The following is a 17618-nucleotide window of genomic DNA, read 5'->3' as shown; positions in this document are numbered from 1 at the left end:
CGCCCCTGAACGCGGGTTCGGGGGCGTTTTTCGTTTCGGGTCAGATATCCTGCCCCGGCGGATCAAGCAGCCCACCGGGTGCGAGCAACGCGCGCTCGGACAGCCATGGGTTCAGCTCAAGCGCATAGGTCAACGCCTCCCGCGCCTCCTCCAATCGCTTCAGCCCCAGCAACGACAGCGCCCGCCCGCTCAGCGCGGCCACATGGTTCGGCGACAGCGCAATCGCCCGGTCCAGATCGACAAGGGCCGCGCCATAATCCTGCTGCAGATAGTGGGCAAACGCCCGCTGGTTATACCCTTCGGCAAAGTCGGGACAGTAGGTGACCAGAGTGTCAAACTCAGCCAGCGCACCGGCCAGATCCCACGCCTCGCGCAGCGCCATGCCGCGATCCAGCAGGGTTTGCGACCGCGCATCCGGCGCATCGGTCCACAGCTGCCACATCTGACCGGAGATACCGCGCGCCTCGCCCTCGGACGCCGCCCCCTGAGCCTGCGCGATCAGGGCGTCGATGCCCGAGATATGGTCCGGGGCTGCCGGACACTCGGCTGAGGCCTGCGTGGCGACGATCATAAGAACAAGAGCGGATGCAAGTTTCATCCCCTCTAACCTGATCCCCGGCGCGTTCAGGTCAACCGCTTTCTAACGGACCCAGCAACCCGGCCTCTTTCACCGCCTCCATCGCCACGAAGGTGGATGTGCTGGCCACATGCGGCAAGGATGAGATTTTCTCGGCCAGAACAGCGCGGTATTCCGACATAGAACGCGTGCGGATTTTCAGCAGATAGTCGAAATTGGACGCGATCATATGCGCCTGTTCGATTTCACCGATACGGCGCACCGCTGCATTGAACTCGGCCAGCGCCTTTTCGCGGGTATCGGTCAGGCGCACCTCGACGAAAGCCACATGATCCAGCCCCAGACGGATCGGATCCAGCATGGCGCGATAGCCGGTGATGACCCCGTCAGCCTCAAGCCGCTTGAGCCGCGCCTGCGTGGGCGATTTCGACAGCCCAATCCGGCGCGCCAAATCAGCCACCGAAATCCGGCCATCTTCGGCCAGCGCCATCAGGATCGCCTGATCGAAACGATCCAGGCCGGATAAGTCCTTTTGCACCCCATACCTCCAAAAAATCAGTCCATACGACCAGAAAGGTCGAAATTTCAGGCCATTCTCCTGCTGAGCCATAGATATATTAGGCAAAACCTCCGGAGTACACATGTCACACAGCCTGCGCACCAAAATCGATACTCAGACCTATGCCGATCAATCCGCTGTTCTGGACGCTCTGATCGCCCAAGCCGATCTGGACGACGCCAATCGCAACACGATTTGCGCGGCAGCGGCCCAACTGGTTCGCGACATCCGCTCCAGCACCTCGCCCGGCATGATGGAGGTGTTTCTGGCCGAGTATGGCCTGTCCACCGACGAAGGCATTGCGCTGATGTGTCTGGCCGAAGCGCTGCTGCGGGTGCCCGATGCCGATACCATTGATGCGCTGATCGAGGACAAGATCGCGCCCTCGGACTGGGGCAAGCATCTGGGGCAGTCGTCATCCTCGCTGGTGAACGCCTCAACCTGGGCGCTGATGCTGACGGGGCGGGTTCTGGACGAAGACAAAGCCTCGCCCGTTGGTGCGCTGCGCGGGGCGATCAAGCGTCTGGGTGAGCCGGTGATCCGCACCGCCGTCAGCCGCGCAATGAAGGAAATGGGCCGTCAGTTCGTACTGGGCGAAACCATCCAGTCGGCCATGAAGCGCGCCAAGGGGATGGAGGACAAGGGGTACACCTATTCCTACGACATGCTGGGCGAGGCCGCCCGGACCGAGGCCGACGCCGCCCGCTATCACCTGTCCTATTCCCGCGCCATTGCCGCCATTGCCGAGGCCTGCATTCACAAAGATATTCGCGAAAACCCCGGCATCTCGGTCAAGCTGTCAGCGCTGCATCCGCGTTATGAACTGGCGCAGGAACAGCGGGTGATGGACGAACTGGTCCCTCGTCTGCGCGCGCTGGCGTTGCTGGCCAAGGCGGCGGGCATGGGCCTGAATGTCGACGCGGAAGAGGCCGACCGCCTGTCCCTGTCGCTGCAGGTCATCGAAGAGGTCATGGCCGAACCTGCGCTGTCAGGCTGGGACGGGTTCGGTATCGTGGTGCAGGCCTACGGCCCGCGCGCCGGGCTGGTGCTGGACACGCTCTATGAGATGGCAGAACGTCATGACCGCAAGCTGATGGTGCGGCTGGTGAAGGGCGCGTATTGGGATACCGAGATCAAGCGCGCTCAGGTCGAAGGCGTCGATGGGTTTCCGGTCTTCACACAAAAGGCGGCAACGGATGTGTCTTACATCGCCAACGCCCGCAAACTGCTGGGCATGACCGACCGCATCTATCCGCAATTCGCCACCCATAACGCCCATACGGTCAGCGCCATCCTGCATATGGCTGACGACCAGCCCTTCGAATTTCAGCGCCTGCACGGCATGGGCGAGACGCTGCATCAGATCGTGCGCGATCAACAGACCTCGCGCTGCCGTATCTACGCGCCCGTCGGGGCGCATCGGGACCTGCTGGCCTATCTGGTGCGGCGTCTGCTGGAAAACGGTGCGAATTCATCCTTTGTGAACCAGATCGTTGATGAGGACGTCGCCCCCGAAACCGTGGCCGCCGACCCGTTCCTGTCGGTGCAGACACCCGCCACACCGCTGCCAACCGGGCCTGAGCTGTTTGCGCCAGAGCGTCCGAACTCGAAAGGGTTCGATCTGCACCATACGCCGACGCTGGACCGGATTGATATCGCGCGCGATGCCTTCCGCGCCCATCATTGGTACGCGCGGCCATTGTTGTCTGATGACGCTCAACCCTTGGCGGACGCCCCGGTGATCAACCCGGCGCAACCGCAGGACCGTCCCGGCTCGGTCGCCGCAGCCAGCCCCGAGGATGTGGAACTGGCGCTGGCCAGCGCCTGCCCGTGGCAAGCCCCGGCAGAGACACGCGCCGCTGCGCTCAACAAGGCCGCTGATCTGTATGAGGCGCACTACGGAGAACTGTTCGCCTTGCTCGCCCGCGAGGCCGGGAAGTCCCTGCCCGATGCGGTGGCCGAGCTGCGCGAAGCGGTGGATTTCCTGCGCTACTATGCGGCCAACATTCCCGACGCCAAACCCGCGGGGATTTTCACCTGCATCAGCCCGTGGAACTTCCCGCTGGCGATCTTCACCGGGCAGATTTCGGCGGCACTAGCCACCGGTAACGCCGTACTGGCCGCCCCTGCCCCGCAAACGCCGCTGATCGCACATCGCGCTGTCCAATTACTGCACGAGGCGGGCGTTCCCCGCGATACGCTGCAACTGTTGCCCGGCGGGCCGGCTGTGGGCGCGGCGCTGACATCGGACGAACGCGTCTCGGGCGTGGCCTTTACCGGCTCAACCGCGACCGCGTTGAAAATCCGTTCGGCCATGGCCCAGCATATGCGCCCCGGTACGCCCCTGATTGCTGAGACCGGTGGCCTGAACGCGATGATCGTCGACAGCACCGCCCTGCCGGAGCAAGCCGTTCAGTCGATCATCGAAAGCGCTTTCCAGTCCGCAGGCCAGCGCTGCTCGGCGCTGCGTTGCCTCTATCTGCAGGAGGACATTGCCGAGGACGTTCTGACCATGCTGCAAGGTGCAATGGACGCCCTGAACGTCGGTGAGCCATGGCTGATCTCAACCGATTGCGGCCCGGTGATCGACGAGCAGGCCCGACAAGGCATCGCGGATCACATCTCCAAAGCCCGCGCCGAGGGTCGGGTTCTGAAAGAAATGCCCACACCGCCTGAGGGCACGTTCATCGCGCCCACCCTGATCGAAATCCCGGGCATCGCCGCGCTGGAACGCGAAATTTTTGGCCCGGTGCTGCATGTCGCCCGTTTCAAAGCGCAGGAGATCGACAAGGTCATCGCGGATATCAACGCCACCGGTTATGGCCTGACCTTCGGCCTGCACACCCGCATCGACGACCGGGTCCAGCATGTGACCGAGGCCATCCACGCAGGCAACATCTATGTCAACCGCAACCAGATCGGCGCGATCGTGGGCTCTCAGCCCTTCGGGGGTGAGGGTCTGTCGGGCACCGGCCCCAAGGCGGGCGGACCGAACTACATGGCCCGGTTCTGCGCGCCGGATCGGCAGACAAGTTCGACGAACTGGGAAACTGGGGCAGAACCCGGCGCGCCCGAGGGGCAGCCCGCGCCGCCGCGCACCCAATCGCTGCCCGGCCCCACCGGCGAATCGAACCGTCTGACCGAATACGCCCGCACGCCGCTGCTGTGCATGGGCCCGGGGGCAGAGGCTGCGCAGGCGCAGGCAGATGCGGTCAAGGCTTTGGGCGGGACGGCGATCCGGATGACCGGAGCACTGGATTTGCACCGACTTGAAAACCTGACAGGTTTCGCGGGCGTTCTGTGGTGGGGCGACGACGAGACCGCCCGCCAGATTGAGCAGCATCTAGCGCGGCGCGATGGCCCGATCATCCCGCTGATCCCCGGCAAACCCGACCGCGCGCGCGTTCTGGGCGAACGCCATGTCTGCGTCGACACCACCGCTGCCGGAGGCAACGCCGCCCTTTTGGGTGGTGCGGCATAACCGGACCTTGACGCTGGGCGGTGAAAAGCCCAGCGTCGCGCCATGTTTCCGATCCGTGATCATAACCCCTCGGGGCGTACTCCGTTCGTTGTCTATGCCCTGCTGGCCGCCAACATACTGATCTTCCTTAGCTATCTGGGGATTATGGAGGATGCACGGCTGCTCAACCGGTTCTATTTCGACTATGCCGTCATTCCCGCGCGCATCTCGGACGGCTTTGCGCTTGAAACGCTCGTCACCTCGATGTTCCTGCACGGGGGCTGGATGCATCTGGCCGGGAACATGCTGTTTCTATGGATATTCGGCGATAACCTCGAAGACGAGATGGGGCACCTGCCGTTTTTGCTGTTCTATCTGTTGGCCGGTATCGGTGCAGGGCTGATCCATGTGATCTCGGCCCCCGGATCGGTGGTGCCGACGATTGGAGCCTCGGGTGCGATTGCCGGTGTGATGGGCGGCTATCTGCTGCTGTTCCCGAAAGCGCGTGTGGATATTCTGCTGATCCTGATCGTCTATTTCCGCGTCTTCACCATCCCTGCTTTTGTCATGCTGGGCGTCTGGCTGGGTCTTCAGTTCATGGGCAGCCTATCCAGCGACCCCGATCAGGGCGGCGTCGCCTATTGGGCCCATACCGGAGGGTTCTTTGTTGGGCTGATCCTGTGCATTCCGCTATGGCTCAGGCGTGGCGGGACCGGGTTCTGGAACCGCACGCACGGCCATCCACCGCATCCGGAACACAAATACAAGCTGTCGCGATCACGCATCCCCAAGGTGCCGCGCCGCTAGCACCTAGTCCGCAGGCAACCGCCCACCGCTGAGATGCGTGATCTCACGCGCAGCACTGGTGACCAGCGCCCCCAGTTCCGGCGCGCGATCCATGCTGAACCGCACCGTCGGTCCCGAGACTGAAATGCCCGCGCAAGGCTCACCCCTGTCATCAAAGATGGCCGCGCCGATGCAGGACATGCCCTCATAGCGTTCTTCATGATCATGCGACCAGCCGCGCTGACGGGTTTGGGCCAGATCCTGCAGCAGCCCCGTGTCCGGCAGAAGCGTGCTGCCGGTAAACGGGATCAGCTCAGCCGCGTCCAGCGCCTTGTTCAACCGGTCTTCGCGCATCGCCGCCAAGATCGCCTTGCCCGTGCCCGAGGCATACATGGGCGTCCGCGCGCCCGGCGGGAAGAACGCGCGGATGGGGTTCTGGGTTTCGACCTGCCCAACAAACACGACCGCGCCGCCGTCTGGGACAGCCAGATTGGCGGTCTCACCGCTGTCCTGCATCAGACGCCGCAGGATCGGCCTGCCGACCTCAAGCACGCTGTTCCGGCGCAGGAATGAAGCTCCGGTGCGATAAGCCTCGATCCCGATCATCCATTCCTGCCGCTCATCATCGAAGGCGACGAAGCCATGTTTCTGAAGGGTCACGAGGATGCGGTGGGTGGTCGCGGTCGGCACCTCAACCGCGCGCGCCAGATCGCTGAGCGCGGCGCGCTCTAGTCGCGCAACCGTGGTCAGAACCCCCAGCGCGCGGTCCAGCGATTGCATCGTCCCGGCTGAGCTTTCCTTGAACAGCGATTTCGGCCTGCCGCGCGGCCGTTTTTGTGAGTCCATGGTGCCCGAACCCTCCGGTTTCTTGCCTCGCTCAGAAGCGATGTGTTTTTTGCTTACAATTTTGAGAAACTAAAAATCATTATATTTCATGTGGTTGAATTTTACCTATCCAAAATGAAAATATTTTTCAAGAAAATTGCAAAACCCTGATGCTCAGGCGACACTTGAGGCGAGAGCAAAGGATAAGTGTCATGTCAAACCAGAACCCGGTTTTCATTCCCGGCCCGACCAACATCCCCGATCGCCTGCGGTTGGCAATGCAGGTACAGACGCAAGATCACCGCGCGCCGGACTTTGTCGAGACATTTTCACCGGTCCTTGAGGACACAAAAAAGGTGTTCGGCACCAGCGATGGGCAGATCGTCACCTTCCCCGCCAGCGGCACTGGCGGGTGGGAGGCTGCGATCACCAATACGCTCAGCCCCGGCGACAGGGTGCTGGTGGCGCGTTATGGTGTGTTCAGCCACCGCTGGATCGACCTGTGTCAGCGGCATGGGTTGGAGGTACAGGTCATCGAATGCCGCTGGGGCACAGGCGCACCCGCCGACCAGTTCGAAGCAGCGCTTAGGGCAGATACATCCCACCAGATCAAGGCCGTTCTGGTCACGCATAACGAAACCGCAACCGGCGTACGTTCGGACATTGCGGCGGTGCGCAAAGCGATAGATGCCAGCGATCACCCCGCGATGATGTTTGTCGATTGCGTCAGCTCGCTGGCCTCGATGCCGTTCGAGTTTGACCGCTGGGGCGTGGACATCGCGGTCTCTGGGTCGCAAAAGGGGTTCATGCTGGCCACCGGCATGGCAATCCTGTGCGTCAGCCCCAAGGCGCTGGCCGCGATGGAAACCGCCAGCCTGCCGCGCACTTTCTTTGACTTCGGGGATATGATGGCCGCGAATGCCTTGGGCGGGTTTCCCTATACGCCGCCGCTACAGTTGATCTACGGTCTGCGTGAAAGCCTGAAGATGCTGTTCGAAGAGGGGTTGGGCAACGTCTATGCCCGCCACCACCGACTGGCCGCGGGCGTCCGGCGTGCCGTCGAGGCATGGGGCCTGACGCTGGTCGCCCAATCGCCGGAACTGTATTCGGACACTGTCAGCGCGATTTATGTGCCCGAAGGTTACGACAGCAACGCGCTCACCGATCATGCGTTCAACGCCTATGGCGTATCTTTCGGCATCGGGCTGGGCGAGTTGAACGGCAAGGCCTTCCGCATAGGCCATCTGGGCAGCCTGACGGATGTGATGGTTCTGTCCGGTCTCAGCACGATCGAAATGGCGATGGCGGACCTGAACTATCCGATCAAGCTGGGCAGCGGCGTCGCCGCGGCGCAGGACTATTACCGCACGGGCCCATCGGGCCACGCCAAAGCCGCAGCCTGAGGAGGAGGGGATGTTGGATCACATACCAGCGGCAGACCTGACCATCGACGACATGCGTACCGCGCATGAACGGATCAAGCCGCATATCCGCCTCACGCCCATCATGACCTCGGATTATCTGAACGAGCTGACCGGTGCCCAGTTGTTCTTCAAATGCGAGAATTTTCAGGAGGCAGGCGCCTTCAAGGTACGCGGTGCCTGCAACGCCGTGTTCGGCCTGAGCGATAAGATGGCCGCCAAGGGCGTCTGCACCCATTCCAGCGGTAACCACGCGCTGTCGCTGTCTTATGCGGCCGGACGGCGGGGCATCCCCTGCAACGTCGTCATGCCGCGCACTGCACCGCAGGCCAAGAAAGACGCCGTGCGCCGCTATGGTGGGACAATTACCGAATGCGAGCCTTCAACCTCGTCCCGCGAGGCAACCTTTGCCGAAGTACAGGCGCGGACGGGCGGCGCGTTCGTGCACCCTTACAACGACCCGCGCGTCATCGCTGGTCAGGCCACCTGCTCGGCTGAGATGTTGGAACAAACGGGTGGCGTCGACGCCGTCATCGCGCCTATCGGCGGTGGCGGGATGGTTTCGGGCACCTGTCTGACGGTCTCGAATCTAGCGCCCGGCACGGCAATCTACGCGGCCGAGCCCGAGCAGGCCGACGATGCGTATCGGTCTTTCAAAGCGGGTCATATCATTGCCGATGACGCACCCAAAACAATCGCCGACGGGCTGCTGGTGCCACTCAAGGAAAACACCTGGCACTTTGTCTCGAACAACGTGACCGACATCTTCACCACCTCGGATGCTGAGATCATCGACGCGATGAAACTGACCTGGAAATACCTGCGAGTGGTGATGGAGCCGTCCTCGGCGGTGCCGCTGGCGACAATCCTCAAGAACCCGGAGGTCTTCCGCGGCAAGCGCGTTGGCGTGATCATCACCGGCGGCAATGTGGATCTGGACAAGCTGCCCTGGCTGAACGGGTAAGGAAAAACAGGATGAACAAACCTATGAATATCGATCAACTCGAAGTTGGCTATGACATCCCCGCCGCGATTGGCATGGATGAATCCGAGATCCAGACCCCGTGCCTGATCCTCGATCTGGACGCACTGGAACGCAACATCCAGAAGATGGGCGACTATGCCAAGGCGCATGGGATGCGCCACCGGGTGCATGGCAAGATGCATAAATCCGTGGATGTCGCGAAACTTCAGGAACGCCTCGGCGGCGCGGTTGGTGTCTGCTGCCAGAAGGTTTCCGAAGCCGAAGTATTCGCACGCGGCGGCATCAAGGACGTTCTGGTCTCAAACCAGGTGCGCGACCCGGTCAAGATCGACCGTCTGGCGCGACTGCCCAAGCTGGGAACCCGCACGATTGTTTGCGTCGACGACGTGCAAAACGTGCCAGATTTGTCTGCCGCTGCGGTCAAACACGGCACCGAGCTTGAGGTTTTTGTCGAGATCGACTGCGGCGCGGGCCGCTGCGGGGTGACGACTACTCTTGCCGTGATCGAGATCGCCAAGGCCGTTGAAGCGGCCCCAAACCTGAAATTCACTGGGATTCAAGCCTACCAAGGCGCGATGCAGCATCTGGATACCTATGAAGCGCGGAAGGACAAACTGGATACCGCAATCGCCATGGTCAAAGATGCCGTTGACGGACTGAAAGCCGAAGGGATCGAATGTGAGCTGATCTCGGGCGGCGGAACCGGTTCGTACTATTTCGAAAGCAATTCAGGCGTATACAACGAGTTGCAGTGCGGCTCTTACGCGTTCATGGACGCTGATTACGGGCGCATCCTCGACAAGGATGGCAAGCGGATCGATCAGGGCGAATGGGAAAACGCGCTGTTCATCCTGACCAGCGTGATGAGCCACGCCAAGGCCGACAAGGCGATTTGCGATGCGGGCCTGAAGGCGCAGTCGGTCGATAGCGGCCTGCCCTTCATCTATGGGCGCGATGATGTGGAATACCTGAAATGCTCAGACGAGCATGGCGTGATCGGTGACCCGCAGGGCGTGCTGAAGGTCAACGACAAGCTGCGGCTGGTGCCCGGGCACTGCGACCCGACCTGCAATGTCCATGACTGGTATGTGGGTGTGCGAAACGGCAAGGTCGAAACCCTTTGGCCGGTATCCGCGCGTGGCAAGGCCTATTGATCCATAAACGAGTGTCAGAGCGTGCGCTCTGAGCAGCCCTTCTCTTGTTCAATCTGAAAGAAAGACACATGCGATGATCATCGTTCCTGAAAAGGAAATCGGCGCGCTGTTGGGTCGCAAGGAAAGCTATGCTGCGGTTGAACAGGTGTTTGCCGCCATGGCCGCAGGCGACGCCTACAACTTCCCGGTTGTGCGCGAGGCGATTGGCCACGCGGATGCGCTCTATGGATTCAAAGGTGGGTTTGACCGTGCGAGTATGAATCTCGGCCTCAAGGCCGGAGGATACTGGCCCAATAATCTTGAGACAAACGGGCTGATCAATCACCAATCCACCGTGTTTCTGTTCGACCCCGACACAGGCCGTGTCCGCGCCATCGTGGGCGGCAACCTGCTGACCGCGCTGCGAACGGCGGCGGCTTCGTCAGTGTCGATCAACCATCTGGCGCGTAAGGATGCCAAGGTGATCGGGATGGTGGGCGCAGGGCATCAGGCCACCTTCCAACTGCGCGCCGCATTGGAACAGCGCGCGTTTGAAAAAGTCATCGGCTGGAACCTGCACCCCGAGATGCTGCCCAATATCGAAAAGGTCGCGGCAGAGGCAGGGCTGCCGTTTGAGGCGGTCGACCTGCCCGGCATGGCGCAGGCGGATGTGATTATCACCATCACCTCGTCCTTTGCGCCAACACTGATGTCCGCGCATGTCTCAGACGGCACCCACATCGCCTGCATGGGCACTGATACGGTCGGCAAGCATGAAGTCGCAACCGATCTGATCGCCCGTGCCAGTGTATTCACCGACGAGGTCGCGCAGGCGGTGACCTTGGGCGAAAGCCAGCATGCAGTCGCCATCGGAACCAAAGCGGAAAGCGATATCCGCCAGATCGGAGAGGTCATCAACGGCACCCATCCCGGACGCATCTCCGACCATGAGGTCACGGTCTTCGATGGCACTGGCGTCGGGTTGCAGGATCTTGCCGTGGCCAGCGCAGTGGTCAATCTGGCGGTTCGACAGGGGATCGCGATCGAGGTCGACTTCTAAACCAAAACGCGCGCCCGAACCGGACGCGCGCTGCGATCAACAGACCGGGGTTGCGGGTCAGCCCCGGATCACTTTGGCAAAGGTGTCAAAAATCGGCTCGTTGGCGCAGATCACTTCGCCATCGTCAAGCACGCTGCCTTCGGGGTTCAGGGCCTGAACAAACCCGCCGGCCTCTTTCACGATGATGATGCCGGCGGCGACATCCCATGCGTTCAGCCGACGCTCCCAAAAGCCTTCGTAACGGCCAGCGGCCACATAGGCCATGTCCAGTGCCGCAGCGCCCCAGCGACGCACCCCGGCGCAGGCGGGCATCAGGCGCGCCAGATCCTGCAGGGTCGCAGGCAGGTCCGAGCGGCCACCGAATGGCAGGCCGGTCGAGAAAATGGATTCGATCATGCGGTGACGGCCTGAGACACGGATGCGCATATCGTTCATCCACGCGCCCTCGCCCTTTTCGGCAAAGAACATCTCGTCCTTGGCGGCATCATAAATCACACCGGCAACGATCTTGCCTTTGTGTTCCAGTGCGATCGAAACAGCCCAGTGCGGCAGCCCGTGCAGAAAGTTCGTGGTGCCGTCCAGCGGGTCGACAATCCAGCGGCGGGTCGGGTCTTCGCCACCGATCGTGCCACCCTCTTCAGCCAGCCAGCCATAGGTCGGACGCGCGCCCAGCAGTTCCTCTTTCAGGATCGCCTCGGCAGCGATGTCGGCCTTCGAAACAAAGTCACCCGCGCCTTTCATCGACACCTGCAGGTTCTCGACTTCACGAAAATCCTTGACCAGAGACCGCCCCGCCTTGCGCGCGGCTTTGATCATGATGTTGAGATTTGCACTGCCAACCATTGTCCATAGGCTCCTGTCCGGTCAAACCGCGCGTATACTGATGCAATGCAGCCTTGCCAAGAGGAATGATGCGCATGGCTGCCCTGCGCCGGGCGCTACTGTGATTGCAGCGCGCGTGCCTCTGTGCGGGCCAGCTTTACCAGTTCCTGAACAAAGGGTTTTTCAAGGTCCTCTGTACGCACCGCAGCATAAAGCCTGCGGGTGATCCCGTCCTTGGTCAGCGGGCGGGTAACATAGTCGGAATTGTACTTCACCTCGCGCACCACCCAGTCGGGGAGCACGGAAATCCCCCGGTTCGAGGCGACCAGCAGCAGGATCACCGCCGTCAGCTCGACCTGCCGGATTGCGGCAGGTTCAACCCGCGCCGGGATCAGCAACTGGCTGAACACGTCCAGCCGGGTGCGTTCGACCGGATAAGTGATCAGGGTCTGGCCCCGGAAATCCTCGGCCTCGATATAGGGTTTTTCGGCCAAGGGATGGGACGAGGCGGCGACGAACACCGCGTTATAGTCAAAAAGCTCTACAAACTCGACGCCGGGCAGGTCCTCGGGATCGGATGAGACAACCAGATCGACCTCTTCCTTTTGCAAGGCTGGCAACGCATCAAAAGCCAGGCCGGGGCGGATATCCACGTCGACGTCCGGCCATGACTTGCGAAACGATTCGAGTACCGGAAACAGCCACTCGAAGCAGGCATGGCATTCTATGGCGATATGCATCCGGCCCGTGCGTCCGTCGCGCAGGGATGAGAATTCTTGCTGCATCGCCTCGACCTGCGGCAGGATTTGCTCTGCCAGCCGCAACAGGCGCAGGCCCGCCGCCGACAGCTTCATCGGCTTCGACCGGCGCAGGAACAGTTCGACCCCGGCCTGATCCTCTAACCCCTTGATCTGATGACTCAGCGCGGATTGCGTGATGTTCAGCTGATCGGCGGCCCGCGCCAGCCCGCCGCATTCGTGGATGGCTTTGATCGTGCGCAGGTGGCGGAATTCGATATGCATATCTCATGCAGCTCATGTTGTTCTTGAATAATATGAGTTTGTCTCACAATGATTCAAATGGCACAAGAGCGGAAATGACAGATACAGAGGCCGCCATGACCCAGCCCGAGATTTCATTCGAGTTCTTTCCGCCCCAATCTTTGGAGGCTTCGTTCCGCCTGTGGGACACCGTACAAACACTGGCCCCGCTCGAGCCGCGATTTGTCTCGGTTACCTATGGTGCGGGCGGCACAACGCGCGAGTTGACGCGTGATGCGGTCGCGACGCTGCACAAATCCTCGGGCCTGCCGGTGGCGGCGCACCTCACCTGCGTCGACGCCACACGGGACGAGACACTGGCCATCGCCGACGCCTTCGCGGCGGCAGGGGTGCGCGATATCGTGGCGCTGCGGGGGACCCGCCGAAAGGGCAGGATCGATTTGTTCCGCATCCGGACGGGTTTGCGAACTCTGTCGAGTTGATTTCAGCACTGGCCGAAACCGGGAAATTCAACATCCGCGTCGGTGCATATCCGGATATCCACCCCGAGGCGCAATGCGCGCGCACGGATGTCGACTGGCTGAAGGCCAAACTGGATGCTGGCGCGGACGAGGCGCTGACCCAGTTCTTCTTCGAGGCTGAAACCTTCTTCCGCTTCCGCGATGCCTGCGAAAAGGCGGGCATCGACAAGCCGATCGTGCCCGGCATCCTGCCAATCGAGAACTGGAAAGGGGCGCGCCGCTTTGCCCAGCGCTGCGGGACGCGCATCCCGGCATGGGTCGAGCAGGCCTTTGACAAGGCCCTGCGCGATGATCGCGAAGACCTATTGGCCACCGCGCTCTGCACCGAGCTGTGCTCGGACCTGATCGAGGGCGGCGTGGACAAGCTGCATTTCTATACGCTCAACCGTCCCGAACTGACCCGCGATGTTTGCTTTGCATTGGGCATCACGCCGCGCGCCGACTTGCAAAACGTGGCCTGAGGCAATGACGGATCGGCCCGCCGTACATGGCGGGCAGAACACCATATCGGCGACAATCGAAACACGCGCCCGCTAACTGTTGAGTATGCCCTGCCTAATACCCGGTAAAATTTGACAAAAAAGTGACCATTGGCACTCTGGGTCCAGTGTAGTTTTAACGAGTATTGTGAGTATGGAGCCAGTGAGCAAGATCAAGGCTCGGACCGACGCGTTGCAGGTTCTGGGTCTTGCCCAAAACGCCAGTGCGGACGAAATTCGAGAGGCCTGGCGCAGAGTCGCCTTCCACGACCATCCCGATCATACCGGCGGGGATTATGGCGGGTTTTCGCAGGCCAAGGCGGCCTATGACTACCTGCGCAAAGAGGGGCTGACCCTTCATGGGGCCCAGGGGTCGTCAATGCCGCGCCGACCGCGCCTGAAAAAGCGCGTGATCGAGCTGGGCCCGGATCAGATCGAGGCTTGCCGCGATCTTTTGAACCCCGAGCGCGCGCTGACGGATTTCTCGAACGACACGGGCGGAATGCGCAAAGACAGATCGTCAGACCATGTGCCCGAGGCGATCGGATGCTTTGGCCGCGACCTGACATATTTCGTGGCCTCATCGGTCTGCGAAGGGGCCAACCGGGTTGCGCTGCCAACCTCGGTTCTGGCCAGTTGCCGAAAGGCCGAGACAGAGATTTTGACCTTCCAGTCCAAAAGCTCGGGCTCGGGCGAAATCGTCATCCCCGACCCGATCCGCGAGCGTAAGTTTCCAGGCGCAAAAAGCGTTAAAATCCGCTTTGAAGCGGATCAGGACATGCGCGACACCTACGAACTGGCCGGATAGTGCAAGCAAACAAAAAGCCCGGCCTTTGCGGCCGGGCTTCTTGCTTCAGGTCCGAGGGGGTGATCAGTTCGAGATCGGGCCTTCCGAGGTAAATTTCGGGATCACGCTGGTCGAAGCCGCAGCAGGTTCGATACCCGGCCAGTTGCCTTCGGCCAGATTAATGTTGCCGGGAATGTCCTCTTCGAAGAAACCAACGACAACATCGGTGATGTTCAGGTACAGCTTGTCGTCGACAATCCGCCACAGGTGCGGGTTGGCCGGAACTTTGCCGCCTTTCGAAACACCATAAGCGCAGTGCCCGTCATATTGGGGGGCGTAATAGGCCGGGTTTTCAAGGAATCTGTCACGGTTTTCTTCGCTGGCGAACGCCCAGGTTGCGCCATTGTATTCGGCGGTGATATCCGCCCGGCCACGCACGGCCTCGGGTTGCGATTGGCCAACAGGCGCCTGATCCAGGCTGCGATAGGCAACGACGTCATATCCTGAGACGGCGAATCCGGTGCCATCAACATACTGATCCCCTGCAAAAGCGGGTACAGCAAAGGCCAATGTTGCGGCAAGACTCAGCGCAAAGCGTTTCATATGATTGGTCCTCATATCCTTACGGTTTCAGCGAACCCGGCTTGATGGGTCTGCTCAGACAATAGGGGGTTTTCGATCGGTGCGAAGACCACCTCGCGCCGCTGTGACATCAGAACGTGATTCGTGAGCCAATCCGTGCCGAATGTTACAAAGTTTGCGGCCGGACCGGGGTTGGACTTTGGGTTCTGCAATATTAGCTGTGGGTGCAGCGGCCTTGGGGGCCGGTTCTGAAGGAAAGGCATGAGATGAGCGAACAATCCACCTATACCCCTCCGAAGGTTTGGACATGGGACAGCGAAAGCGGCGGTCGCTTTGCCAATATCAACCGCCCCATCGCCGGGGCCACCCATGACAAGGACCTGCCGGTCGGCAAGCACCCGATGCAGCTGTATTCGCTGGCCACGCCCAACGGCGTCAAAGTGACCGTGATGCTCGAAGAGTTGCTGGCACTGGGCCACGAGGGGGCCGAATACAACGCCTGGCTGATCAATATCGGTGAAGGCGACCAGTTCAGCTCGGGCTTTGTCGGGGCCAATCCGAACTCGAAAATTCCTGCGCTGTGGGATCGGTCGGGCGAGACCCCGATCCGCGTGTTCGAAAGCGCCTCGATCCTGTTCCATCTGGCCGAGAAATTCGGCGCGTTCCTGCCCGCAAGCGGACCGGAACGTACCGAGACCATGAACTGGCTGTTCTGGCAGATGGGCAGCGCGCCCTATCTGGGCGGCGGCTTTGGCCATTTCTATGCGTATGCGCCCGAAAAGTGGCAATACCCGATTGACCGCTTCGCCATGGAGGCGAAACGCCAGTTGCATGTGCTGGATCTGGAGCTGGCCGAGAAGCCCTATATCGCCGGTCCCGACTATACCATCGCCGATATGGCGATCTGGCCGTGGTACGGGCAGTTGGTTCTGGGCCGTCTCTATGACGCGGCAGAGTTCCTTGACGTCGAAAGCTATGAAAACGTCATGCGTTGGGCCAAAGAGATCGACGCCCGCCCGGCGGTTCAGCGCGGCCGTATGGTCAACCGCGCCTTTGGTGAGCCGCACACGCAGCTGCACGAGCGCCACGATGCCAGCGATTTCGAGACCCGCACGCAGGACAAGCTGGCTCCGGCGGATTAAGCGCTTCGCCGACTATTTCAGAATGGGGGGCCGTTCGGGATCAGAACCCGGAGCGGCCCTTTCCATTTGCGGGGCCTGCGGTTGCGGCAGATCGAACCGCAGCCCGACCTTCGCCAGCGCAGCGGCGGCGGGGTCATCCGGCGCGAAGAACCCCACATCCAGCGCCCCGGCTTCGATGCCTGAGAAGGTCAGAGCCTCGGACACCGCACGGGCCAGTGCGGATTGCGCGCCCTCGACAGCGGCGACAAAGCCCAGCAGATGGCCCTGACCGCCATCCTGCGTTCTGGTCCCCACCAGAAACGCCGCAGCGGCGAGCCCTGCAGCGGTTGCCAGTTTAGCGTCTAACGCGGTCAGCAGGACGTCGGGCAGGCCCGCAGGCGGCGTGAATTCGGCCAGCTGTTGCTGAACTTCCTCGGGACCGTGCTGAAGCGTATCGGCCAGCCACGCCAGCGCCTCGGCCGGGATCAGCATCGAGGATGGCGCGGCCTCAAGGTTCAGCCCCAGCCCGATCCCTTGTCCCGCCAGCATCGACGAAAGAACCCGGCCCGAGAGCGCCACATACGGCACCGGGCGACCTGCAAACCGCGCAAGCCGCTCCTCGAGGTCAAAGGCCAGCACGAAACGCCCGTCTGCAACGTCGAATAACTCGGGCGAAATATTCTCGTCGCGCGCCTCCTCGGTCAGCATCAGGAACAGCTCACTATCGGCAAGCCGTTCGAAGAACCGCAACCGCGCGGCATCGTCCTGCGGGGTTGCCTCCATCGCGGCATGGGCGGCGTCCAACGCCGTTGTTTCAGCCATTCATCACCTCTTGCACCCGGGCGCGCAGGACCGGCAGCAGGTCGGCCTCGAACCACGGGTTCTTCTTCAGCCAAGCCGTATTGCGCCACGACGGATGAGGCAAGGCAAAGACCCGCGGCGCATGGTCCCGCCACCGACTGACAGTCTCGGTTACGGGCGTCTTGGCCCCAAGGTGATACTTGTGCGCATGACCGCCCACCAGCACCGTCAGCGGCACGTCCCCAAGCTCGGCCATCACCTTAGCATGCCATGTCTTCCCGCAAATCGGCGGTGGCGGCAAATCCGCCTTGCGGGCGTTGTAGCCGGGAAAACAGAACGCCATCGGCACGATCGACACCCGGTCTCGGTCATAGAAGGCGGCCTCGTCTACCCCCAGCCAGTCGCGCAGGCGGTCCCCTGACGGGTCGGTGAAGGGCCTGCCGGATTCGTGCACCCGCGCGCCAGGAGCCTGCCCTGCGATCAGAATGCGGGCTCCGGGGCGGAACCATGCCACCGGGCGCGGCTGGTGCGCGGTTTCGGTCTGGGCAAACTTGTCTGCGCAAATACGGCAGGCGCGGATATCGTCGATCAGTGAAGTCATGCGGTCATCTGGCGCTGCAAATTTCACCGGGTCAAGGCAGCGGCACCCCGCGCCCCTGCCGATACAGGTGCGCGCTGCAACACTTCGTCGTCATGGC

At 61.7% G+C, this 17618-nt stretch carries 16 protein-coding genes and 1 pseudogene; 9 read left to right on the top strand and 8 right to left on the bottom strand.

Translation table 11 applies throughout. From position 1 onward, the window contains the following. Positions 1–40: 40 nt before the first annotated feature. Both ACR3EN_RS09975 and ACR3EN_RS09970 read right to left on the bottom strand, forming a co-directional pair. Positions 41–598 (bottom strand): tetratricopeptide repeat protein, encoded by a 558-nt coding sequence (locus ACR3EN_RS09975; RefSeq protein ID WP_480822935.1) that lies wholly within the window; start codon positions 596–598, stop codon positions 41–43. 31 nt (positions 599–629) lie between these two features. Further along, positions 630–1115, bottom strand: coding sequence for an Lrp/AsnC family transcriptional regulator (locus ACR3EN_RS09970; protein WP_480822937.1), 486 nt, complete (start codon positions 1113–1115; stop codon positions 630–632). A gap of 103 nt (positions 1116–1218) precedes the next feature. Between ACR3EN_RS09970 and putA the strand changes: the two genes are divergently transcribed. After that, the gene (putA, locus tag ACR3EN_RS09965; protein ID WP_480822939.1) at positions 1219–4617 is read left to right on the top strand and encodes a bifunctional proline dehydrogenase/L-glutamate gamma-semialdehyde dehydrogenase PutA; all 3399 of its coding nucleotides are present in this window, start codon (positions 1219–1221) and stop codon (positions 4615–4617) included. A 42-nt stretch (positions 4618–4659) separates the two neighbouring features. Further along, entirely contained in the window at positions 4660–5403 is a 744-nt protein-coding gene (locus tag ACR3EN_RS09960; protein WP_480822941.1) for a rhomboid family intramembrane serine protease, read from the top strand. A gap of 3 nt (positions 5404–5406) precedes the next feature. Here ACR3EN_RS09960 and ACR3EN_RS09955 read toward each other — a convergent pair whose 3' ends face one another. Next, positions 5407–6228, bottom strand: a complete 822-nt coding sequence (locus ACR3EN_RS09955) for an IclR family transcriptional regulator (RefSeq protein WP_480822943.1) — start codon at positions 6226–6228, stop codon at positions 5407–5409. Positions 6229–6419: 191 nt separating this feature from the next. Here ACR3EN_RS09955 and bhcA point away from each other — a divergent pair, with 191 nt between their 5' ends. The 4 genes from bhcA to bhcD all read left to right on the top strand — a co-directional run bounded on the left by bhcA (position 6420) and on the right by bhcD (position 10806). Beyond that, positions 6420–7610, top strand: a complete 1191-nt coding sequence (bhcA, locus tag ACR3EN_RS09950) for an L-aspartate--glyoxylate aminotransferase BhcA (protein WP_480822945.1) — start codon at positions 6420–6422, stop codon at positions 7608–7610. A gap of 10 nt (positions 7611–7620) precedes the next feature. Continuing rightward, the gene (gene bhcB, locus ACR3EN_RS09945; protein WP_480822947.1) at positions 7621–8592 is read left to right on the top strand and encodes a beta-hydroxyaspartate dehydratase BhcB; all 972 of its coding nucleotides are present in this window, start codon (positions 7621–7623) and stop codon (positions 8590–8592) included. A gap of 11 nt (positions 8593–8603) precedes the next feature. Continuing rightward, positions 8604–9767, top strand: coding sequence for a 3-hydroxy-D-aspartate aldolase BhcC (bhcC, locus tag ACR3EN_RS09940; protein WP_480822949.1), 1164 nt, complete (start codon positions 8604–8606; stop codon positions 9765–9767). 73 nt (positions 9768–9840) lie between these two features. Further along, the gene (gene bhcD, locus ACR3EN_RS09935) at positions 9841–10806 is read left to right on the top strand and encodes an iminosuccinate reductase BhcD (RefSeq protein WP_480822951.1); all 966 of its coding nucleotides are present in this window, start codon (positions 9841–9843) and stop codon (positions 10804–10806) included. Positions 10807–10863: 57 nt separating this feature from the next. On the opposite strand, the gene ACR3EN_RS09930 is transcribed toward bhcD, so the two are convergent. Both ACR3EN_RS09930 and ACR3EN_RS09925 read right to left on the bottom strand, forming a co-directional pair. Further along, a complete protein-coding gene (locus ACR3EN_RS09930; RefSeq protein WP_480822953.1) occupies positions 10864–11649 on the bottom strand; it encodes an inositol monophosphatase family protein in 786 nt (261 codons plus the stop codon). Positions 11650–11744: 95 nt separating this feature from the next. Continuing rightward, positions 11745–12650 (bottom strand): LysR family transcriptional regulator, encoded by a 906-nt coding sequence (locus ACR3EN_RS09925; protein WP_480822955.1) that lies wholly within the window; start codon positions 12648–12650, stop codon positions 11745–11747. A 5-nt stretch (positions 12651–12655) separates the two neighbouring features. Here ACR3EN_RS09925 and metF point away from each other — a divergent pair. Beyond that, positions 12656–13611: pseudogene (gene metF, locus ACR3EN_RS09920) on the top strand (methylenetetrahydrofolate reductase [NAD(P)H]). Positions 13612–13783: 172 nt separating this feature from the next. Then, entirely contained in the window at positions 13784–14437 is a 654-nt protein-coding gene (locus ACR3EN_RS09915; protein WP_480822957.1) for a J domain-containing protein, read from the top strand. Between the two features lie 63 nt (positions 14438–14500). Here ACR3EN_RS09915 and ACR3EN_RS09910 read toward each other — a convergent pair whose 3' ends face one another. Beyond that, on the bottom strand, positions 14501–15019 hold the full coding sequence (locus ACR3EN_RS09910) for a YHS domain-containing (seleno)protein (RefSeq protein ID WP_480822959.1): 519 nt from the start codon (positions 15017–15019) through the stop codon (positions 14501–14503). Positions 15020–15264: 245 nt separating this feature from the next. Between ACR3EN_RS09910 and yghU the strand changes: the two genes are divergently transcribed. Then, positions 15265–16140: a glutathione-dependent disulfide-bond oxidoreductase gene (gene yghU, locus ACR3EN_RS09905; RefSeq protein WP_480822961.1), complete on the top strand. Its 876-nt coding sequence runs from the start codon at positions 15265–15267 to the stop codon at positions 16138–16140. 12 nt (positions 16141–16152) lie between these two features. Here yghU and ACR3EN_RS09900 read toward each other — a convergent pair whose 3' ends face one another. Beyond that, on the bottom strand, positions 16153–16941 hold the full coding sequence (locus ACR3EN_RS09900; RefSeq protein ID WP_480822963.1) for an SseB family protein: 789 nt from the start codon (positions 16939–16941) through the stop codon (positions 16153–16155). Then, positions 16934–17521 carry a uracil-DNA glycosylase family protein gene (locus ACR3EN_RS09895; protein ID WP_480822965.1) on the bottom strand — a complete coding sequence of 196 codons (588 nt, stop codon included), beginning with the start codon at positions 17519–17521 and terminating at the stop codon, positions 16934–16936. Before ACR3EN_RS09895 ends, ACR3EN_RS09900 begins: the two co-directional genes overlap by 8 nt. Positions 17522–17618 lie beyond the last annotated feature (97 nt).

Source organism: Ruegeria sp. G7, assembly GCF_056535465.1.
The sequence above is the reverse complement of the archived record's forward strand: the minus strand, read 5'-3'. Positions and strand labels throughout refer to the sequence as shown.